The organism is Sphingomonas immobilis (assembly GCF_030580995.1).
In the GTDB taxonomy this organism is placed as follows: domain Bacteria; phylum Pseudomonadota; class Alphaproteobacteria; order Sphingomonadales; family Sphingomonadaceae; genus Sphingomonas; species Sphingomonas immobilis.
Genome location: NZ_JAUQSZ010000009.1, coordinates 20073 through 39224, shown reverse-complemented (window position 1 = coordinate 39224; position 19152 = coordinate 20073). Strand labels below are relative to the sequence as shown.

The following is a 19152-nucleotide window of genomic DNA, read 5'->3' as shown; positions in this document are numbered from 1 at the left end:
GAGACCAGGCCCTATGTTATGCCTTGATGACGATGAACGCCACGCCCGACTTTTCCCCGCCCGAGGGCGCTGCCGCCGACTGGACGGTGCCGCAGAACTGGCAGCATTTTTCCGCCGGGGACCATGCCGTGTGGGATACGTTGTTCGCGCGGCAGGCGGCGCTGTTGCCGGGCCGCGCGTCCGAGGCGTATCTGCGTGGGCTCGACGTGCTCAAGCTCTCCAAGCCCGGCATCCCCGATTTCGAGGAATTGTCCGACCGGCTGGAGGCGCTGACCGGCTGGCGTGTGGTCGCGGTGCCCGGGCTGGTGCCCGACGCGGTGTTCTTCGATCACATGGCGAACCGCCGCTTCGTCGCGGGCAATTTCATCCGCCGCGCCGACCAGCTCGATTACCTGCAGGAGCCCGACGTCTTTCACGACGTGTTCGGCCATGTGCCGATGCTCGCCGACCCCGTGTTCGCGGATTATCTGATGGCATACGGCATCGGTGGGCAGCGCGCGGGCGGGCTCGATGCGCTGAAGTATCTCGCGCGGCTCTATTGGTACACGGTCGAATTCGGGCTGGTGCGCGAGGGCGGGGAATTGCGCATCTACGGCTCGGGCATCGTGTCGAGCTATGCCGAGAGCCAGTTCGCGCTCGACAGCGACAGCCCCAACCGCATCGCCTTCGACCTGGAGCGCGTGATGCGCACCGAATACCGGATCGACGATTTCCAGCAGAATTACTTCGTCATCCCGAGCTTCGAGGAACTGCTCCGCGCGACGACGCAGACCGATTTCGCTCCGCTCTACCGTGCGATCCGGCGCGGGCCCGATATTCCGGTCGGCGAAATCGTGGACGGCGACGACGTCGTCACGCGCGGCACGCAGGCCTATGCGCGAGAAAAGGCACCGGCCTGACTGCACCGCAACCGCGCGGCGTCTGCATCATCGCTGGACAGGATCGTGCGACATGGGTGCATGATCTTCCGGCCCTTCTATGCGGCGGCTGCGCTGCTGGTGTTCGCGATCGAGGTTGCGATCGCCCTGTTCGTCGATGACGGCTTCGTGCGCCCCTATCTCGGCGACAGCCTCGCGGTGGTGCTGGTCTATCTTGCGATCCGTGCGTGTATCCGGCTCGGCGTGACGCCCGCGGTGCTGGCGGCGGTGGCGATCGCCTTCGCGGTCGAGGTCAGCCAGTATTTCCACCTCGTCCGTCTGCTCGGGCTGGAGTGGAGCGCGGTGGCGCGCTGCGTGCTCGGCACCGGCTTCGATCCGCAGGATTTCGCCGCGTATCTCGCGGGCGGCGCGCTGGCATTCGCGGGCGAGCGGCTCACCAGCTCCCGAAGCCGGGCGCGTCGTTCGCGCCGCCCGGCCCGAGCCGCGTCGTGCGCGCCGCGCCGTAGCGGGCGCGCTTGCGGAAAGTGAGTGTCGGCCAGTCGCCGATCTGCGTCCGGCCCGACGGCACCAGCCCCTGCCGCCTGTACGCGGCGGTGACGGCGTCGGCCTGCCAGTCGAGCAGGCCCGCCACCACCAGCGTCCCGCCCTCGGCCAGCGCCATCGCGATCGTCGGGGCAAGCCCGATCAGCGGCCCGGCGAGGATATTGGCGACGATCAAATCATAGGGCGCGCGGCCGATCAACAGCGGATGCTCCAGCCCCGGCGCGGCGGCCAGCGCGAGCGTGCCCGGGCCCGCACCGAGCGGCACGCCGTTTACGGCCGCATTCTCGCGCGTCACGTCGACGGCGGCGGCATCGATGTCTGACGCGGTAGCGTGCGCGCGCGGCCACAGATGCAGCGCCGCGAAGGCGAGCAGCCCGGTGCCGGTGCCGATATCGACGATGTTGCGGAAACGCTTGCCGTTCACCTTCAGCGCATCGAGCGCGATCAGGCAGCCGGTCGTGGTCTGGTGGTGCCCGGTGCCGAACGCGCGGCTCGCCTCGATCTGGAAGGCCTTGGCGCCGGGCGGCACGTCGCCCTTGTTGCCGCTGGTGTGGACGTAGAAGCGCGCGGCGTGGACCGGCTCGATCCCGGCCTGCGACAGCGTGATCCAGTCCTCGTCTGGCACGCGCTCGGGCGTGGCCTTCACCCCCGCCGAACTCGGCGCGAGCGCGCGTACGGCTGCGACGGCGGCCTTGCCCGGCTTGCCGCTGAAGAAGGCGTCGAGCCGCCAGCTATCGGGATCGTCCTCTATCTCCTCCGAGGTGATGATGACGGGCGACCCGGCGATCCCCTCCAGCCCTTCCGAAACGTCGATCGCCTCCGCCTCATCGCGCGTGCAGGGAAGGGTGAGCTTCCAGCTTTCCGTAGCGTCAGCGGACATAGCTCGCCCCGTTCACGTCGATCACTGCGCCGGTCATCGAGGGCGGGGCGTCGAGCGCGAGGAACTTGACGGTCGTCGCGATTTCCTCCGGGTCGGCGACCTTGCCGAGCGGGATGTCGGCGAGCAGCTTGTCGCCGCCGCGGCTGGCGAGGTAGTCCTCGGCCATGCCCGTCATGGTGAAGCCGGGGCAGACCGCGAAGGCGAGGATGTTCTGCGCCGCATAGCCTCTCGCGATCGTCTTGGTCATCGCCACCATGCCGGCCTTGGAGGCGGCATAATGCCAGTGCGCCGGGCTGTCGCCGCGATAGGCGGCGCGGCTGGCGACGTTGACGATGCGGCCCGGTTTGCCCGCCTCCTGCCAGTGGCGCACGGCGAAGCGACAGAGCTCGGCGGAAGCAGTGAGGTTGATCCGCATCGTCCGTTCCCAGCCCGCGACCCAGTCGTCATGGGCGGCGTCGAGCGGATTCGCCTCGAACACCCCGGCATTGTTGATGAGGACGTCGACGCTGCCGAGCTGCGCGACCGCCTGCTCCCACATGGTCTTGGGGGCGGCCGGATCGGCGAAATCGGCGGCGATGAAGCTGGCGGTTGCCTGCCGCGCCAGTGCGACGCCCGGCAGGTCGAGCGCGGCGGCGATGGCCGCGCCGATGCCGCGCGACGATCCTGTGAGGAGGATATTGGTCATGCGCGCTGTCTAACGCGGTTTCGACCCAAGTCGACTCACCGGCAGGCGTGCCGGCACGTACGGTCGGAGGTTTACGCCGCGACGCTGGTCGAGAAGCTGGTCGCGGCACCCTTCAGCCCGCCGAGCTGCTGGTCGATCTCGCCGAACTCGTTTTCGAGCTGATCGATTTCCAGAGCGATGTTTTCCGTGCCTTCGCGGATGGTTGCGATGGTGTGCGACATCGAGTCGGCGGCGAGCGCGGTTTCATCGACGGCGGCGGTGATGGCGGTGACGGTCTGGGCCTGGGCTTCCATGGCGTAGCGGATGCGGTTGGCCGATTCCTGCACTTCGGTGACGGTCGCCTTGATGCCGGCATTGGTGTCGACGGTGGAGCGCGTGGCGGACTGGATCGCGGCGATCTTGGCGGCGATGTCGTCGGTGGCGCGTGCGGTCTGGTTGGCGAGGCTCTTCACTTCCTGCGCGACGACTGCGAAGCCGCGACCGGCGTCGCCCGCGCGGGCCGCCTCGATCGTGGCGTTGAGGGCGAGCAGATTGGTCTGCCCGGCGATGTCGCGAATGAGGCCGAGGATCGATTCGATCGACTTGGCGTGATCGGAGAGCATTTCCGACATGCCGACGGCCTGCCCGGCCTGGGTCGAGGCACGCGTGGCGATCTCGGCTGCGGCCTCGACTTCGGTGCGGGCGTCCTCGATCGCGCGGATAAGGCCGGCTGCGGTCTGCGCGGCTTCGCGCATCGCCATCGCCGATTGCTCGGCGGCGGCGGCGACTTCGCTCGTCTTGCCCAGCATCCCGCGTGCAGAAGCGGAGGCGCCGTTTGCCTGATGACGAATGCGCGCGCCGAGCGACGCGGCCTGTTCGATCGAGCGGCCGATCTGATCGTTGAACCGTTCCGACTGTTCGCGGCGGATCTTGCGCTCGCGCTGCCCGTCGATCACGCCGAGGTGCGACGCCAGTATGTCGGCCTCGATCATCGCAAGCCTGTTGATGACGTCGAAAATCCGAAATTTCTCCCCGGCGTCGCCGCGATGGTTCTTTTCGATAATCTGCAGGATCGTGCTTTGCGCATAGGCCTGGCTGGCCAGGATCGTGCGCAACGGGAGGCCGGCGCGGTATGTCAGTTCGGCATAGTGCATGCTCGTCCGCATCCACGCGTCGTCGAACGGTGTCGCGAACTTTTGCCGCATGAAGTGCGCGGTCTCGACGATTTGCTCGTCATAGCGCTGACCGGAATAATATGCGCGGAAGCGCTCGTTTTCAGGCAACGCCAGATAATGCCGCCAGAAGGCGACGCTGATATTCGTGTATTCCGAATCGAGCAACATACCGATTGCGGCCGACGAGGATCGGATCGCGCCATCCCAATCATATTCGCGAATGCGATCGGCCATAGGCCGGGACGCACCGCTCCACACTTTCGATTCTGCCGAATCCATCATTCATCCTCTCAGGATCTTATTTTACGCGGCGACCTTGCTGACGAAGTCGCTCGTGCTGTTCTTCAGAGTTCCCAATTTGCCATCGAGCGAGTCGAAGCCGAGACCGACGCGGTCGATTTCGGAGGCGACGTTTTCGGTGTCCTCGCGGATGGTCGCGATGGTGTGCGACATCGAGTCGGCGGCGAGCGCGGTTTCATCGACGGCGGCGGTGATGGCGGTGACGGTCTGGGCCTGGGCTTCCATGGCGTAGCGGATGCGGTTGGCGCTTTCCTGAACCTCGGTGACGGTCGCCTTGATGCCGGCATTGGTGTCGACGGTGGAGCGCGTGGCGGACTGGATCGCGGCGATCTTGGCGGCGATGTCGTCGGTGGCGCGTGCGGTCTGGTTGGCGAGGCTCTTCACTTCCTGCGCGACGACTGCGAAGCCGCGACCGGCGTCGCCCGCGCGGGCCGCCTCGATCGTGGCGTTGAGGGCGAGCAGATTGGTCTGCCCGGCGATGTCGCGAATGAGGCCGAGGATCGATTCGATCGACTTGGCGTGATCGGAGAGCATTTCCGACATGCCGACGGCCTGCCCGGCCTGGGTCGAGGCACGCGTGGCGATCTCGGCTGCGGCCTCGACTTCGGTGCGGGCGTCCTCGATCGCGCGGATAAGGCCGGCTGCGGTCTGCGCAGCTTCGCGCATCGCCATCGCCGATTGCTCTGCGGCGGCGGCGACTTCGCTCGTCTTGCCCAGCATCCCGCGCGCAGAAGCGGAGGTGCGGACCGACTGGTTGCGCAGCGCGGAGCTGTCCTCGGTCGCGCCTTCGACGACGTGGGCGATGCTCTCGCGGAATTGCGAGGCGAGGCGATCACGCGATACCTGGACAGCATGCGCCTCATAGGAGCGGTAGATCGATCCGGTGATGTCGCTTTCCAGCGCCGAAAGGCGCATCAGCGCATCGACCATCGCTGGCAACCGCGGATCGGTCGGCGGCACGCGGCGGATCAAAACTTCGAGTGCGACCTGGTCGCTGGCGCAGATCATCGAGCGCAGCGCCATCGGCTGGACGTTTGCGGCATACGCCGCCGCGACCGAGCGTTCGATCGATTCGATCCAGGCGCGACCGGCGGTGTCGAGGAAGCGGTCGCGCAGGAAGGCGCAACCGATTTCGATCATGCGTTCGGTCTCGGCAGATCCGCCCCAGGTCCGTCCGTCATCAAAACAGGCCTGCCACTGGCGCCAATACCCCTCGGAAACGGAGCGGATTTCCGGCTCGATCAGCGGCCAGATCTCCCGGCTGGTGGCCAGCAACGTACCGTTCAGATCAAAAGCGCGCAGCCGCGACTGGAGATCGAAGGCAGCGGCGGTCGCGCCGGGTGCGGGCAGATCGTTGGGGTTCAAACTGACAACTCCATCATGTACGCGAACGGGATTGATGCCCGCGGTCCGATGGCCAGTCCTAATCGCTGATGGTTAAGGCCGGGTTAGGAACCTCGCTAATGCAGCATCTTCATGCGCGGCACGCTTGCATCGGCGGGTGCGGTGACTAATACGGCGCCACAGCCCGCAAGAGGACACTCGTCTTGGCAACCCAACGCCCGATCGCACGCCCGCTCAGCCCGCACCTGAGCATCTGGAAATGGGGACCGCACATGACGGTCTCGATCCTCCACCGCGTGACGGGCGACGGCATGGCGACGGTCGGCACCGTGGTGCTGGTCTGGTGGCTGGCGGCGATCGCGGGCGGCGAGAGGAGCTACGCGACCTTCCACTTCGTGTTCGGCGAATGGCTTGGCGGGGCGCTTGGCTATCTGTTCGGCGTCGGGCTGACGCTCAGCTTCTTCCAGCATCTCGCCTCCGGCATCCGCCATTTCGTGCTCGATACGGGCGCGGGCTACGAACTGAAGGGCAACCGGCGCGGATCGATGGCGACCTTCGCCTTCTCGATCATCGCAACCGCCGCCTTCTGGGCCTATCTGCTGGGGGTTAAGTAACATGGGTCAGGGCACCGAACTCGGCCGCGTCCGTGGTCTCGGCAGCGCCAAGGAAGGCGCGCATCACTGGTGGCAGCAGCGCGTAACGGCGGCCGCCAACCTGTTCCTGATGGTGTGGTTCGTCATCGCGATCGCGCGGCTGTCGGCCTATGATTACGACACGGTAAAGGTCTGGCTGTCCTCGGCCTGGGTCGCGATCCCGATGCTGCTGCTGATCCTTTCGGTCTTCTGGCACTTCCGCCTCGGCCTGCAGGTTGTGATCGAGGACTATCTGCATCACGAGAGCAAGGTCGCCGCGATCTTCGCGCTCAATTTCTTCGTGATCGCGACCGCCGCGATCGCGGTCTTCTCGATCCTCAAGGTCGCCTTCACCGCCGGAGCGCACGTCTGATGTCTGACGCCTACAAGATCATCGACCACAGCTATGATACCGTCGTGGTCGGCGCGGGCGGATCGGGCCTGCGTGCGACGATGGGTTCGGCCGAAGCCGGCCTCAAGACCGCGTGCATCACCAAGGTGTTCCCGACGCGCAGCCACACCGTCGCCGCGCAGGGCGGCATCGCCGCCAGTCTCGGCAACAACACGCCCGATCACTGGACGTGGCATATGTACGATACCGTCAAGGGATCGGACTGGCTCGGCGACCAGGACGCGATCGAATATATGGTGCGCGAGGCGCCCGCCGCCGTCTACGAGCTCGAACACGCGGGTGTGCCGTTCAGCCGCAACGAGAACGGCACGATCTACCAGCGCCCGTTCGGCGGCCACATGCAGAACATGGGCGAGGGGCCTCCCGTGCAGCGCACCTGCGCCGCCGCCGACCGCACCGGCCACGCGATGCTTCACGCACTCTATCAGCAGAGCCTGAAGTACGACGCCGACTTCTATATCGAATATTTCGCGCTCGACCTTATCATGGAAGACACGCCGAGCGGCAAGGTGTGCCGCGGCGTGATCGCCCTGTGCATGGCCGACGGATCGATCCACCGCTTCCGCAGCCATGCCGTCGTGCTGGCGACGGGCGGCTACGGCCGCTGCTATTTCTCGGCGACCTCGGCGCATACCTGCACCGGCGACGGCGGCGGCATGGTGCTGCGCGCGGGGCTCCCGCTGCAGGATCTCGAGTTCGTGCAGTTCCACCCGACCGGCATCTACGGCGCAGGCGTGCTCATCACAGAGGGCGCGCGCGGTGAGGGCGGCTATCTCACCAATTCCGAGGGCGAGCGCTTCATGGAGCGTTATGCCCCGTCCGCGAAAGACCTTGCCTCGCGCGACGTCGTCTCGCGCTCGATGGCGCTGGAAATGCGCGAGGGACGCGGCGTCGGCGAGCACAAGGACCATATCTTCCTGCACCTCGATCACATCGATCCCAAGGTGCTGGCCGAGCGGCTCCCAGGCATTACCGAGAGCGGCAAGATCTTCGCCGGCGTCGATCTCACGCGCCAGCCGCTGCCGGTCACGCCGACCGTCCACTACAACATGGGCGGCGTGCCGTGTAACTACCACGGCCAGGTCGTCACCAAGGTCGGCGACGATCCCGAGGTTCCCGTCCCCGGCCTGTTCGCCGTCGGCGAGGCGGCGTGCGTCTCGGTCCACGGCGCCAACCGGCTCGGCTCGAACTCGCTGATCGATCTCGTCGTGTTCGGCCGCGCTACGGGCCTGCACCTCAAGGAAACGCTGACCCCCAACGGCGCGCACCAGCCGCTGCCCAAGGATTCGGCCGATCTCGCGCTCGCCCGCCTCGACAAGTTCCGCAACGCGAGCGGCGGCTCGCCGACGTCGGAAATCCGCCTCGAAATGCAGCGCACGATGCAGAAGCACGCCGCGGTGTTCCGCGACAGCGCGCTGCTGACCGAGGGCGTCGCCAAGATGCAGGAGGTCAACAAGCGCCTGCAGGACGTCCACGTCACCGACCGCTCGCTGATCTGGAACACCGATCTGGTCGAGACGCTTGAGCTCGACAATCTAATGAGCCAGGCGATCTGCACGATCACCGGCGCCGAAGCGCGCAAGGAATCGCGCGGTGCCCACGCGCACGAGGATTTCCCCGATCGCGACGACGCCAACTGGATGAAGCACACCGTATCGTGGTTCGACGGCTGGGGCGGTTCGGGCGGCAAGGTGACGCTCGATTATCGCCCGGTCCACGATTACACGCTCACCGACGACGCCGAGTACATCAAGCCGAAGAAGCGGGTGTACTAGTCGCGCCGGGCAAGGCCGAACGCAGTTCGGCCAAGCCTCAAGGCGCGACCGACCGGCGCTGCTCCAGCAGTGGCCGACGACGCGGGCTTTGCCCGCGGCGCGATGATCGCGGCCGCAACCCTCCCTTAACCGCTGCGTCCTAAAAGGTTCCCCTGCGAGAATGGGAGCATCGCATGGCAGGGACATTCGGAAAGCGCGGCATCGTCGGGGAAGCGCCAGCGGCGCAGCGAGGCCTCGCGCCCGTGCAGCCGGCACCCGCCCGCGCGGAGAGCGGCGGGCAGCGTTTCGACTATCGCCCGAAGATCGGCGCATCGTTGCTCGCGGCCGGGTTCTTCACGCTGATGGCGGTGGGCATGGTGTGGATCGCGCAGACCAACGATCGCGGGCTGGTCCTCTATCACCTCATCCGTTTCGATCGCGACGGCGCGACGGTCTTCTACTGGTGCCTCGTCGGATTCTTCGCGCTGGCCGCGTGCTACGGCGCCTACGGCGTGCAACTCGCCTTTTCGGACCCGCGCGAAGTGGTGGTCGGCAAGGCCGGAATCACCGCGCCGGCAGGGGCGATGTCGTCGAAGACGGTGACGGTGCGCTACACGTCGATCACGCATGTCGCGATGGTACAGCAGGGCAAATATCACTTCTTCCACATCCATCACCAGGACGGGAAGCTCTCGATCCCCAAGTCGATGATCGCCGACGACGACACGTTCGAGCGGATGCTGGCGGCGATCGAAAACGGGATGATGGCGGCCGCGCAAGCGCGCGTTTGACGCGGAGCCCCCTGCCGATATTGACTTCGCCCGCGCTCCGGCGTGAGGATCGTTCGACAGGATCGAAGGGCGCGCCGGGCGAATGAAGATGTTGCGTTTCGCGTGGGCCGTCCCCGCGCTGGTGCTCGCCGCCGCCGGCCTTCAGGCGCAATACCGCGCCCCGCGCCACGATGCCCCCGCCCCGGCGATCGGCCGCGACGAGACCGAATATACCTATTACGCGGCGCAGGGCTTCCAGTTCGAACGCGACCGCGGCCCCGCCTGGGTACTCGCGGAGCACCGCCGCCTCGAGCACGCGCTTGCCGGCGTGACGCCGCAGCGCAAGGGTGTGGTCGACGCCTACGTCCTTGCGGTCGGGCTCGACAGCGATCCGGTGTTCGGTCGCGAGGCGCGCGAGGCGGGCAAGGTGCTGTCGCGCCGTTACGACGCGGCCGGGCGTACCATCGTCCTCGCCGGCAGCGACGGCACTGCCGAGAGCGACCTGCCACGCGGATCGCCCGACAATATCGCAGCCGCCCTCGCGCGCATTGCGGAAACGATGGACAAGAATGAGGACGTGCTCGTCCTCTACACGACCAGCCACGGCGCACCCTACGGCATCGCCTATAACGACGGCAACGAGGGCACCGGCACGATCTCCCCCGGACGGCTGTGGGCGATGCTCGACGCGCTCGGGCTAAAGCGGCGCATCGTCATGATCAGCGCCTGTTTCTCGGGCGTGTTCGTGCCGATGATCGGCAGCGACGACAGCGTGCTGCTGACCGCCGCCTCTTCGGAGCGGCCGAGCTTCGGCTGCTTCTCCGACGGCGACTGGACCTTCTTCGGCGATGCGCTGATCAACACCGCGCTGCGCAAATCCCAGCCGCTGGAGGCCGCCGCGCGCGAGGCGAAGGGGCTGATCGCGGGCTGGGAAGCCAAGGGCAAGCTCGATCCGTCCAACCCGCAGATCGTGATCGGGTCGCGCGCGGCCGCGTGGCTGACCCCGCTAGAGGCGCGGATGCCCAAGGCGGCGACCGCGCCTGTCGGTCGCCCGTCGATCAGCCTGCTCGATCAGGTCGTCCAGCACTGAGCGGCGGCGCGGGCGGCCTGCACATCCTCTGCACGGCTTCCCGACCATAACGACTTTGGCGCATGGCCCCGCGCCTGCATAAGGGAAAGGCTCCGCAACAGGAGCCAAGGTCATGTCCGACATTCCGCACGATCCCGCGCCGCCCGTCCCTGGGCCCCGCGCGGATCGTACCCCCGCCACCAAGATGCTGTTCGCGATGCTCATAGCGGCGATGCTCGCGGTGCCGCTCTTCACCGTCTATCTGCTCGTCTACGATCGGCAGAACCAGTCCAAGACCGCGCAGAGTTCGATCGCGGAGGGCTGGGGCGGCCCGCAGGTGGTGGCGGGGCCGCTGCTCGTGATCCCCTATCTCGCGCAGACGACCGAGACGGTGAGCGAGGGCGGCAAGCAGGTGACTAAGACAGGCACCGTCTGGCGCGCGCTGTCGCTGACGCCCGATACCGCCGAGATCACCTCGGAGGTGAAGCCCGACACGCGCCACCGCTCGATCTACGAGGTCGTGGTGTACGAGGCGCGCAACACCGGCACCGCACGCTTCAGCCTGCCCGCCGACCTGTCGCGCTACGGCGTGACGCGCGAGGCGCTGGCGCTCGACCGCGCGGAGTTGCGCTTCGGCGTCAGCGACGCGCGCGGGCTGTTCGGCGCGCCGCCCGCGGTGAAGCTCGACGGCAAGCCGCTCGATCTCCAGCCCGGCAAGGGCCCGCGCGAAACCGGGGGATCGGGCTTCTACACGACGCTCGACGCAAGCATGCTCGCGGCGCAGCCGTTCACCGTCGCCTACGATTATCAGGTGCGCGGCAACGGCAGCCTCGCGCTCGCGCCGCAGGGCGGGGACACGACCTGGAAGGTGCGTTCGGCCTGGCCGAACCCGAGCTATCAGGGTGATCTGCTGCCCGCGAAGCATGCCGAGGGGAAGGACGGGTTCAATGCCGAGTGGCGCGTCGGCAACCTCGCGCTCGGCCGTGCGCTCGTCTCGACCGGGGATACCGAGCCCGCGCAGATCACCGGCGGGGAGATGCCCGGCGTATTCCAGGCGCGCGTCAACCTCGTCACGCCGGTCGACGTCTACGATCAGGTCAACCGTTCGGTGAAATATGGTTTCCTGTTCATCGGCTTCACCTTCATGGCCTTCCTGATGTTCGATCTGATCGGCGGCGCGCGCGTCTCGCCGATCGAGCTCGGGCTGGTCGGCGCGGGGCTGGTGCTGTTCTTCGTGATGCTGCTGGCGTTCGCCGAAGTGGTCGGCTTCATGCTCGCCTATGTCATCGCGGCGGGGGCGACCATCGGGCTGCTGACCGCTTATTCGTCGGCGGTGCTGGGCAGCCGGCTGCGCGCGGGCTTCATCGCCGCTTTGCTGACTGCGCTCTACGGGGTGTTGTACGTGCTGCTCAGCCTCGAAGCATACTCGCTGCTGATCGGGTCGCTGCTGCTATTCGCGGCGTTGGCGGCGGTGATGTACCTCACGCGCAGCCTCGACTGGGGCGGGCGCAAGATCGCCTGACCGCGATTCGTCCGACGAGAAACACCCCGGCTCGCGCCGGGGTGTTTTCGCGTCAGCTCGACAGGCCGCCGTCGATGTCGATCGTGGTGCCGGTGATGAACGACGATTCGTCGCTCGCCAGGAATGCCGCGAGGGCGGCGATCTCATCCGGCTTTCCATAACGGCCCAGCGGGATCATCTTCTGGAAGCCGACCGCCATCGCGCCGTCCGCCGGGTTCATGTCGGTATCGATCGGGCCGGGCTGGACGACGTTGACGAGGATGCCCCGCGCGGCGAGATCGCGCGCCCAGCCGCGTGCGAGACCGGCAACGGCCGCTTTCGAAGCGCCATAGGGCGCGAGGCCCGGGCCGATCGAATGGTGCGCATTGACGCTGCCGATGATGATGATCCGCCCGCCATCCGCAATGCGCGGCGCGGCGGCCGCGGTGCCGGCCTGCACGCCCGCGACGTTGACTGCGAACAAACGGTCGAAACTGCCATCGTCCTGATCGACGCGGTTGATCGCGAACACGCCGGCATTGTGGACAAGGATGTCGAGGCCGCCGAGCTTGTCGATCGCCGCGCCGATCGCGGTTGCCTGTTCGGCGGCGTCGCCGGCATCGGCCTGAACGGCATACCCGGTGCGCCCGGCCGCGCCGATCGCGGCGACGGTCTGCTTCGACGCTTCCTCGTTGCCGGCATAGGTGATGGCGACATCCGCGCCTTCCGCCGCCAGCCGCTTGGCGATGGCGGCGCCGATGCCGCGCGATCCGCCGGTGACGATCGCCTTCTTGCCTTCGAGTCTGCCGGTCATGGAAATGTGCCTCCTGTTTGGTCTGGGGCAGATGGGGCCGCAGCCGGGGCGATCAAGGCGCTTCGCCGAAACGCTTCGTTCGCAGATGCACATCAAAGGTTTGCGGCTCGGCCCCGGCTTGTGTAACGGCTGGGACAAGACCTGAGCGCCTCGCCGCTCGCCAGCCACGGGATACCGACGCGAAATGGCCGAATTCTTCCTCCCCGCGAACAGCAAGCCCAAGAACACCGGCAAAGTTCACAAGGCGGCTGCCGAGGCGAAGCGCGTCAAGAAGTTCAAGATCTACCGCTACGATCCCGACGCGGGGCAGAACCCGCATTACGACACGTTCGAGATCGATCTCGACACGTGCGGCCCGATGGTGCTCGATGCGCTGATCAAGATGAAGTCGGAGCAGGATTCGACGCTCACCTTCCGTCGCTCCTGCCGCGAGGGCATCTGCGGATCGTGCGCGATGAACATGGACGGCAAGAACGGCCTCGCCTGCACGACGGCGATCGAGGACATTCGCGGCGACATCCGCATCACGCCGCTGCCGCACATGGAAGTGATCAAGGATCTCGTCCCCGATTTCACGCACTTCTACGCGCAATATTCGTCGATCAAGCCGTGGTTGCAGACCGTCACGCCCAACCCCGGCAAGGAGCGTCTGCAGTCGCCCGAGGACCGCGAGAAGCTCGACGGCCTGTACGAGTGCATCCTGTGCGCCTGCTGCTCGACCTCGTGCCCGAGCTATTGGTGGAACAGCGACAAGTTCCTCGGCCCCGCGATCCTGTTGCAGGCCTATCGCTGGCTTGCCGACAGCCGCGACGAGATGACCGGCGAGCGGCTCGACGAGCTCGAGGATCCGTTCCGCCTCTATCGCTGCCATACGATCATGAACTGCGCGAACGTCTGCCCCAAGGGTCTCAACCCCGCCAAGGCGATCGCCGAGATCAAGAAGATGGAAGCCGAGCGCGTCCTGTAAGGCATCGCCCGCGTGGACAATTCCCTCGTCACTTACACCGACGATCCCGACCGGCCCGGTTGGAAACAGTGGGCGGTCGTCGACCGGACGCTGTTGAACGCCCAGTACGATCCGTTCTTCGTGTGCGTGGAGGGTGGAACGGCGATCGTGCGGATGGAGCCGCGCGCCGGGCAGGCCAACGGCCTCGGCAATCTGCACGGCGGCACGATCCTCGCCTTTATCGACATGGCGGTATTTGCCGGCGCGCACGCGCTGGGTGCCAATGGTGCGGCCGGCGGTGTCACGGTCGATCTGACCACGCAGTTTTCCGGCGGCGCGACGCTTGATCGCCCGATCGATGCGCGCGTCGAACTGGTGCGGGAAACGGGCCGCCTGCTGTTCGTGCGCGGGCTGATCGTGCAGGAAGGCGTGCCGCCGGTCGCCAGCTTCATCGCGACGCTGCGCAAACCGTCGCCGCCCAAATGACCGGCGTTCTCGCTCGCTACGACGCGCTCATCGCCGCGGGCGAGCTCAAGCCCGATCCGGAACAGGCGAATGTCGCCGCCCGCTTGAACGCGCTTGCCAAGGCGCTGGAGGCGGTGCCGTCGCGCGGATCGACGCTGTGGAAGCTGCTCGGCCGCAAGCCCGAGCTACCGCGCGGGCTCTACATCTGGGGCGGGGTGGGGCGCGGCAAATCGATGCTGATGGACCTGTTCTTCGCCTCGGTGCAGATCGAGCGCAAACGCCGTGTCCACTTCGGCGAATTCATGCTGGAGGTGCATCGCCGCATCGCCGCCGAACGGAAAAAGGAGGTCGGCGACCCGATCGTCCCCGCTGCGCGCGCCATCGCCGAGGAGACGCGGCTGCTCGCCTTCGACGAGATCATGGTGACCAACAGCCCGGATGCGATGATCCTCTCGCGGCTGTTCACGCAATTGCTCAGCGAAGGCGTGACGGTCGTCACCACCTCCAACCGGCGCCCGCGCGATCTCTACAAGGACGGGCTCAACCGCGAGCATTTCCTGCCCTTCATCGACCTGATCGAAGCGAAACTCGACGTTCTGACGCTCGATGGCCCGGTGGATTACCGCCGCGACCGGCTCGGCAAGATCGACACCTGGCTGGTGCCCAACGGCCCCAAGGCGACCGAATTGCTGTCGGGCGATTTCTTCCGCCTCACCGACTTCCCGGTCGAGGACCGCGCGCGCGTGCCGTCCGAGGAACTGCCGGTCGAGGGCGGTCGCACGCTGCACGTGCCCAAGAGCGTGAAGGGGGTCGGCGTGTTCTCGTTCAAGCGGCTGTGCGCGGAGGCGCGCGGCACGCCCGACTATCTGGCCATCGCGCGGCATTTCCACACGGTGTTTGTCGTCGGCATCCCCAGGCTCGGCCCGGAGAACCGCAACGAGGCGGCGCGCTTCGTGTCGCTGATCGACGCGCTCTACGAACACAAGGTCAAGCTGCTCGCCTCGGCCGATGCCGAGCCCGATCAGCTCTACGAAAAAGGCGACGGCCGTTTCGAATTCGACCGTACCGTCAGCCGGCTGGAGGAAATGCAGTCCGACGAATACCTTGCGCAGGGGCACGGTTCGGCGGGGGCGTGAGCCTCAGGCCTGGGCGGGCTTGGCCACCGGCGGCTTGGGGGCGACCGGCTTGGCGGCGGCGAGAGCGCGGACGAGTGCCCGGTTACGGCGATTGTTGGCAGTGCGAAGCTGGCCCATGATATTTCCCTTCGATCTTTGGCAGGCATGAAAACGGGCACCCGCGCAGTCCGCGGGTGCCCGTAATCTGGTCAGGCGCTCTGGAGGTTGACCGCGGAGGTCTTCCCGCGCTGGTCCTTCTCGAGCTCGTAGGAGACGCGCTGATCCTTATCGAGCGTGCTCATGCCCGCGCGCTCGACGGCGGAGATGTGGACGAAGGCGTCGTCGCCGCCGCTTTCCGGCGCGATGAAGCCATAACCCTTGTCGGCATTGAAGAATTTCACGGTTCCGGTGATCATATCGATATCCCTTGTCGGATAGAGAAGACGAGCCCGCACGAACATTCGCGCGAACCGGCTCGGAGAGGCTAGAAAGGGACAAAGGGGGACCAAGATCGGCCCGATATCCGTCGCAGGCGACGTAAGCAGGCGGGGTGATACGCGAAATCGCAGGATAAAGCAAAGATGCTGTCCATCGCACGCATGGCCGGGCGGCGGCGCTCGGCTTCACGCCTGCCTAAAACCCTCCTTAACCCGCACCGGTGCATGAGGCCGGAATGACCGGCGGGCAGGGAAACAGGCGGCAGACGCTCGATGTCGTGCGGGGCATCGCGATCCTGCTCGTCATCGCCTTCCACCTCGATGCCGCGACCGGCGTCGCCGCGATCGACGCGCTGCGCCCGGTGGCGCGGGCGGGCTGGTGCGGGGTCGATCTGTTCTTCGTGCTCAGCGGCTTCCTCGTCGGCGGCATGGTGCTGGAGGAGGCCGCGCGGCCGGAGGGGCTGCGGCTCGGTCGGTTCTTCTCGCGGCGCGCGCTCCGGCTGTTGCCGCCGCTTTACGCCTATCTCGCCGCCTTGCTGCTGATCGGCGGAGCGCAGGCATGGCCGATGGTGATGCCGGTGCTGTTCCACCTGCAGAACTACGGCACGACAGCGCCGAGTCACCTCTGGTCGCTCGCGGTCGAGGAGCATTTCTACCTCGCCGCAGCGTTCGCGCTTCCCTGGCTGGCGCGACGGGGCGGCACGCGCGTGATCGCCGCGCTGATGGCGGTGATGATCGCCTGCCTCGCGCTGCGCACGGGGGCGTTGATCGCGGGTGAGACGCACCTCCATCTGCAATGGCAGACGCAGTACCGGATCGACGCGCTGACGATGGGCGTGCTGCTCGCGGCGGTGCGGCTGTACCGGCCAGCACTGTTCGCGGCGCTGACAGAACGGCGGTGGCTGTTCGGCGGCGTGGCGGCGGCGGGCTTCGCAGTGCTGGTGACGATCGGCGACGACGGCTGGCGTCCCGGTCTCGGCTTCGTGATCGCCTATCCGGCCGCGGCGGCGCTGATCCTCGCGCTCTATTCTGCGCGCATCCCGAGGTTGCTGGAATGGCCGGCATGCGGCCTCGCCAGGCTCGGCGTTATCGCCTATTCGCTCTACATCTGGCACGCGAGCGTCGCGCGCGTGGTGGAGGGACTCGCGCCCGCGATCGGATCGCCGCTGCTCGTGCTGGCGCTTAAATACGCCGCGGTCATCGCCGTGGCGGCGGCGATGTACGCCGCGGTGGAGCGCCCCGCCTTGCGCTTGCGGACTGTAAAATGGGCGTTTCCGCGACGCGCTCCGAAGGCGCTCGCTGCCTGATTAATGCATGTGCGAATGAGTTGCAATAAGATCGTGGATTTGTAGTCCTTTAGTGGTTGCCCTGCCGCCAAAACCCGCCTAAGCCGCGCCGCGTTACTAGGCATCAGGCCGCGCACGGACGGCCATCGATCGGGGAAGGACGAGAATGGCCCGCAAGAAGATCGCGCTCATTGGCGCCGGCAATATTGGCGGCACGCTCGCCCATCTTGCAGCATTGAAGTCGCTCGGCGACGTCGTTCTGTTCGACGTGGTCGAGGGCGTGCCGCAGGGCAAGGCGCTCGATCTTCGCCAGTGCGCCCCGGTCGAGGGCTTCGACGTCGACGTCAAGGGCACCAACGATTACGCCGACATCGCGGGCGCGGACGTCATCATCGTCACCGCCGGCGTCGCCCGCAAGCCGGGCATGAGCCGCGACGATCTGCTCGGCATCAACCTCAAGGTGATGAAGGCCGTTGGCGAGGGCATCGCCGCCAACGCGCCCGACGCCTTCGTGATCTGCATCACCAACCCGCTCGACGCGATGGTCTGGGCGCTGCGCGAATTCTCCGGCCTTCCGCACCAGAAGGTCGTCGGCATGGCGGGCGTGCTCGATTCGTCGCGCTTTTCGGCCTTCCTCGCCGAGGAGTTCCAGGTCTCGATCAAGGACGTCACCAGCTTCGTGCTCGGTGGCCACGGCGACACGATGGTGCCGGTGATCGAATATTCGACCGTGTCGGGCATCCCGGTTCCCGATCTCATCAAGCAGGGCCGCTCGACGCAGGAGAAGATCGACGCGATCATCCAGCGCACGCGCGGCGGCGGCGGCGAGATCGTCGCGCTGCTCAAGACCGGCTCGGCCTATTATGCGCCCGCAACGTCCGCGATCGCGATGGCGCAGGCCTATCTCGGTGACGAGAAGCGCGTCCTGCCGGCGGCGGTTCACCTCACCGGCCAGTATGGCGTCGATAACCTCTACGTGGGTGTTCCCGTCGTGATCGGTGCCGGCGGCGTCGAGCAGATCGTCGAAATCGCGCTCAGCGACGAGGCCAAGAAGAACCTCGACGTCTCGGTCGATGCGGTCAAGGAACTGCTGGTGGCGTGCAAGGCGATCGACGGCTCGCTGGCCTGATCTGACTGTCGGCGGCGCGGGGCCCGCGTCGCTCATTCTCTCTCACAAGGAAAGCGACGCATGAGCATCCTCGTCGACAAGAACACCAAGGTCATCACCCAGGGCATGACCGGGGAAACCGGCAGCTTCCATACGCAGACCGCGCTCGCCTACGGCACGCAGATGGTCGGCGGCGTGACGCCGGGCAAGGGCGGCACCACGCACCTCGACCTGCCGGTGTTCAACACCGTGGAGGAAGCCAAGCACGCCACCGGCGCGACCGCGTCGGTCGTGTACGTGCCGCCCCCCTTCGCGGCCGATTCGATCCTCGAGGCGATCGATGCCGAGATCGAGCTGATCGTCGCCATCACCGAGGGTATTCCAGTGCTCGACATGGTCAAGGTCAAGCGCGCGCTGTCGGGCTCCAAGTCGCGCCTCATCGGTCCGAACTGCCCCGGCGTGCTGACGCCGAATCAGTGCAAGATCGGCATCATGCCCGGCAACATCTTCTCGGAAGGGTCGGTCGGCGTTGTAAGCCGCTCGGGCACGCTTACCTATGAAGCCGTGTTCCAGACGACCAACGCCGGGCTCGGTCAGACCACCGCGGTCGGCATCGGCGGCGATCCCGTCAACGGCACGAACTTCATCGACGTGCTCGAACTGTTCCTGGCCGACGACGCTACCAAGTCGATCATCATGATCGGCGAGATCGGCGGCGACGCCGAGGAGCAGGCCGCGCAGTTCCTGATCGACGAGGCGAAGAAGGGCCGCAAGAAGCCGATGGCCGGCTTCATCGCGGGCCGCACGGCGCCTCCGGGCCGCCGCATGGGCCATGCCGGCGCGATCGTGTCGGGCGGCAAGGGCGACGCCGAGAGCAAGATCGCGGCGATGGAAGCGGCGGGCATCAAGGTTTCGGCCAGCCCCTCGCTGCTCGGCGAGACCCTGCTCGAGGTGCTGAAGGGCTAATTGACGTCGCCCCGGCGGAGGCCGGGGCCGCTGCGTTGGGGAGCGTGGCAGGCGTTTCGAGCCACACGCAACGGCCCCGGCCTCCGCCGGGGC

The 19152-nt window shown here is 66.8% G+C and carries 20 protein-coding genes; 14 read left to right on the top strand and 6 right to left on the bottom strand.

The genetic code is table 11. The annotated features are described in order from the left end of the window. The first annotated feature begins 26 nt into the window (after positions 1 to 26). Together phhA and Q5H94_RS13275 are read left to right on the top strand one after the other, a co-directional pair. Complete coding sequence (gene phhA, locus Q5H94_RS13280; protein WP_304561763.1) at positions 27 to 899, top strand: phenylalanine 4-monooxygenase; 873 nt, start codon at positions 27 to 29, stop codon at positions 897 to 899. Between the two features lie 60 nt (positions 900 to 959). Next, on the top strand, positions 960 to 1406 hold the full coding sequence (locus Q5H94_RS13275; protein ID WP_304561762.1) for a ribosomal maturation YjgA family protein: 447 nt from the start codon (positions 960 to 962) through the stop codon (positions 1404 to 1406). On the opposite strand, the gene Q5H94_RS13270 is transcribed toward Q5H94_RS13275, so the two are convergent. From Q5H94_RS13270 to Q5H94_RS13255, 4 genes are all read right to left on the bottom strand, one after another. Then, on the bottom strand, positions 1312 to 2301 hold the full coding sequence (locus Q5H94_RS13270) for a 50S ribosomal protein L11 methyltransferase (protein ID WP_304561761.1): 990 nt from the start codon (positions 2299 to 2301) through the stop codon (positions 1312 to 1314). The two genes, Q5H94_RS13275 and Q5H94_RS13270, sit on opposite strands and share 95 nt — an antisense overlap. Further along, positions 2291 to 2986, bottom strand: a complete 696-nt coding sequence (locus Q5H94_RS13265; RefSeq protein WP_304561760.1) for an SDR family NAD(P)-dependent oxidoreductase — start codon at positions 2984 to 2986, stop codon at positions 2291 to 2293. Before Q5H94_RS13265 ends, Q5H94_RS13270 begins: the two co-directional genes overlap by 11 nt. 71 nt (positions 2987 to 3057) lie before the next feature. After that, positions 3058 to 4422 carry a methyl-accepting chemotaxis protein gene (locus Q5H94_RS13260; protein WP_431312170.1) on the bottom strand — a complete coding sequence of 455 codons (1365 nt, stop codon included), beginning with the start codon at positions 4420 to 4422 and terminating at the stop codon, positions 3058 to 3060. 21 nt (positions 4423 to 4443) lie between these two features. Continuing rightward, on the bottom strand, positions 4444 to 5805 hold the full coding sequence (locus Q5H94_RS13255; protein ID WP_431312169.1) for a methyl-accepting chemotaxis protein: 1362 nt from the start codon (positions 5803 to 5805) through the stop codon (positions 4444 to 4446). A gap of 182 nt (positions 5806 to 5987) precedes the next feature. Here Q5H94_RS13255 and sdhC point away from each other — a divergent pair, with 182 nt between their 5' ends. The 6 genes from sdhC (at position 5988) to creD (ending at position 11943) form a co-directional block, all read left to right on the top strand. Further along, the gene (sdhC, locus tag Q5H94_RS13250; RefSeq protein ID WP_304561758.1) at positions 5988 to 6398 is read left to right on the top strand and encodes a succinate dehydrogenase, cytochrome b556 subunit; all 411 of its coding nucleotides are present in this window, start codon (positions 5988 to 5990) and stop codon (positions 6396 to 6398) included. Position 6399: 1 nt separating this feature from the next. Beyond that, positions 6400 to 6789: a succinate dehydrogenase, hydrophobic membrane anchor protein gene (gene sdhD, locus Q5H94_RS13245; RefSeq protein ID WP_304561757.1), complete on the top strand. Its 390-nt coding sequence runs from the start codon at positions 6400 to 6402 to the stop codon at positions 6787 to 6789. Then, positions 6789 to 8603 carry a succinate dehydrogenase flavoprotein subunit gene (gene sdhA / locus Q5H94_RS13240; RefSeq protein WP_304561756.1) on the top strand — a complete coding sequence of 605 codons (1815 nt, stop codon included), beginning with the start codon at positions 6789 to 6791 and terminating at the stop codon, positions 8601 to 8603. The genes sdhD and sdhA overlap by 1 nt, the downstream gene beginning before the upstream one ends. A 173-nt stretch (positions 8604 to 8776) precedes the next feature. Then, positions 8777 to 9373 carry a hypothetical protein gene (locus Q5H94_RS13235; protein ID WP_304561755.1) on the top strand — a complete coding sequence of 199 codons (597 nt, stop codon included), beginning with the start codon at positions 8777 to 8779 and terminating at the stop codon, positions 9371 to 9373. Positions 9374 to 9461: 88 nt separating this feature from the next. Then, positions 9462 to 10442, top strand: coding sequence for a C13 family peptidase (locus Q5H94_RS13230; RefSeq protein WP_304561754.1), 981 nt, complete (start codon positions 9462 to 9464; stop codon positions 10440 to 10442). A gap of 112 nt (positions 10443 to 10554) precedes the next feature. Then, positions 10555 to 11943, top strand: a complete 1389-nt coding sequence (gene creD, locus Q5H94_RS13225; protein WP_304561753.1) for a cell envelope integrity protein CreD — start codon at positions 10555 to 10557, stop codon at positions 11941 to 11943. Positions 11944 to 11995: 52 nt separating this feature from the next. On the opposite strand, the gene Q5H94_RS13220 is transcribed toward creD, so the two are convergent. Further along, positions 11996 to 12736: an SDR family NAD(P)-dependent oxidoreductase gene (locus tag Q5H94_RS13220; protein ID WP_304561752.1), complete on the bottom strand. Its 741-nt coding sequence runs from the start codon at positions 12734 to 12736 to the stop codon at positions 11996 to 11998. 184 nt (positions 12737 to 12920) lie between these two features. Between Q5H94_RS13220 and Q5H94_RS13215 the strand changes: the two genes are divergently transcribed. From Q5H94_RS13215 to zapE, 3 genes are read left to right on the top strand one after another with little or no spacing between them, the layout of a single operon-like run. Further along, positions 12921 to 13703: a succinate dehydrogenase iron-sulfur subunit gene (locus Q5H94_RS13215; RefSeq protein ID WP_304561751.1), complete on the top strand. Its 783-nt coding sequence runs from the start codon at positions 12921 to 12923 to the stop codon at positions 13701 to 13703. 12 nt (positions 13704 to 13715) lie between these two features. Further along, positions 13716 to 14168 (top strand): PaaI family thioesterase, encoded by a 453-nt coding sequence (locus Q5H94_RS13210; RefSeq protein WP_304561750.1) that lies wholly within the window; start codon positions 13716 to 13718, stop codon positions 14166 to 14168. Further along, positions 14165 to 15283, top strand: a complete 1119-nt coding sequence (gene zapE, locus Q5H94_RS13205) for a cell division protein ZapE (protein WP_304561749.1) — start codon at positions 14165 to 14167, stop codon at positions 15281 to 15283. The genes Q5H94_RS13210 and zapE overlap by 4 nt, the downstream gene beginning before the upstream one ends. 188 nt (positions 15284 to 15471) lie before the next feature. Here zapE and Q5H94_RS13200 read toward each other — a convergent pair whose 3' ends face one another. After that, positions 15472 to 15678, bottom strand: coding sequence for a cold-shock protein (locus Q5H94_RS13200; protein WP_304561748.1), 207 nt, complete (start codon positions 15676 to 15678; stop codon positions 15472 to 15474). Positions 15679 to 15935: 257 nt separating this feature from the next. Between Q5H94_RS13200 and Q5H94_RS13195 the strand changes: the two genes are divergently transcribed. The 3 genes from Q5H94_RS13195 (at position 15936) to sucD (ending at position 19059) form a co-directional block, all read left to right on the top strand. Next, a complete protein-coding gene (locus Q5H94_RS13195; RefSeq protein ID WP_304561747.1) occupies positions 15936 to 17006 on the top strand; it encodes an acyltransferase family protein in 1071 nt (356 codons plus the stop codon). 145 nt (positions 17007 to 17151) lie between these two features. Beyond that, positions 17152 to 18114 carry a malate dehydrogenase gene (gene mdh, locus Q5H94_RS13190; RefSeq protein WP_304561746.1) on the top strand — a complete coding sequence of 321 codons (963 nt, stop codon included), beginning with the start codon at positions 17152 to 17154 and terminating at the stop codon, positions 18112 to 18114. Positions 18115 to 18174: 60 nt separating this feature from the next. Further along, positions 18175 to 19059, top strand: a complete 885-nt coding sequence (sucD, locus tag Q5H94_RS13185) for a succinate--CoA ligase subunit alpha (protein ID WP_304561745.1) — start codon at positions 18175 to 18177, stop codon at positions 19057 to 19059. Positions 19060 to 19152 lie beyond the last annotated feature (93 nt).

What these genes read in the sequence shown, in the direction of transcription:
- phhA (WP_304561763.1), top strand. Translation starts at nt 27, where the DNA reads ATGACGATGAACGCCACGCCCGACTTTTCCCCGCCCGAGGGCGCTGCC.
- Q5H94_RS13275 (WP_304561762.1), top strand. Translation starts at nt 960, where the DNA reads ATGATCTTCCGGCCCTTCTATGCGGCGGCTGCGCTGCTGGTGTTCGCG.
- Q5H94_RS13270 (WP_304561761.1), bottom strand. Translation starts at nt 2,301, where the DNA reads ATGTCCGCTGACGCTACGGAAAGCTGGAAGCTCACCCTTCCCTGCACG.
- Q5H94_RS13265 (WP_304561760.1), bottom strand. Translation starts at nt 2,986, where the DNA reads ATGACCAATATCCTCCTCACAGGATCGTCGCGCGGCATCGGCGCGGCC.
- Q5H94_RS13260 (WP_431312170.1), bottom strand. Translation starts at nt 4,422, where the DNA reads ATGATGGATTCGGCAGAATCGAAAGTGTGGAGCGGTGCGTCCCGGCCT.
- sdhD (WP_304561757.1), top strand. Translation starts at nt 6,400, where the DNA reads ATGGGTCAGGGCACCGAACTCGGCCGCGTCCGTGGTCTCGGCAGCGCC.
- sdhA (WP_304561756.1), top strand. Translation starts at nt 6,789, where the DNA reads ATGTCTGACGCCTACAAGATCATCGACCACAGCTATGATACCGTCGTG.
- Q5H94_RS13235 (WP_304561755.1), top strand. Translation starts at nt 8,777, where the DNA reads ATGGCAGGGACATTCGGAAAGCGCGGCATCGTCGGGGAAGCGCCAGCG.
- Q5H94_RS13230 (WP_304561754.1), top strand. Translation starts at nt 9,462, where the DNA reads ATGTTGCGTTTCGCGTGGGCCGTCCCCGCGCTGGTGCTCGCCGCCGCC.
- creD (WP_304561753.1), top strand. Translation starts at nt 10,555, where the DNA reads ATGTCCGACATTCCGCACGATCCCGCGCCGCCCGTCCCTGGGCCCCGC.
- Q5H94_RS13220 (WP_304561752.1), bottom strand. Translation starts at nt 12,736, where the DNA reads ATGACCGGCAGACTCGAAGGCAAGAAGGCGATCGTCACCGGCGGATCG.
- Q5H94_RS13215 (WP_304561751.1), top strand. Translation starts at nt 12,921, where the DNA reads ATGGCCGAATTCTTCCTCCCCGCGAACAGCAAGCCCAAGAACACCGGC.
- zapE (WP_304561749.1), top strand. Translation starts at nt 14,165, where the DNA reads ATGACCGGCGTTCTCGCTCGCTACGACGCGCTCATCGCCGCGGGCGAG.
- Q5H94_RS13200 (WP_304561748.1), bottom strand. Translation starts at nt 15,678, where the DNA reads ATGATCACCGGAACCGTGAAATTCTTCAATGCCGACAAGGGTTATGGC.
- Q5H94_RS13195 (WP_304561747.1), top strand. Translation starts at nt 15,936, where the DNA reads ATGACCGGCGGGCAGGGAAACAGGCGGCAGACGCTCGATGTCGTGCGG.
- mdh (WP_304561746.1), top strand. Translation starts at nt 17,152, where the DNA reads ATGGCCCGCAAGAAGATCGCGCTCATTGGCGCCGGCAATATTGGCGGC.
- sucD (WP_304561745.1), top strand. Translation starts at nt 18,175, where the DNA reads ATGAGCATCCTCGTCGACAAGAACACCAAGGTCATCACCCAGGGCATG.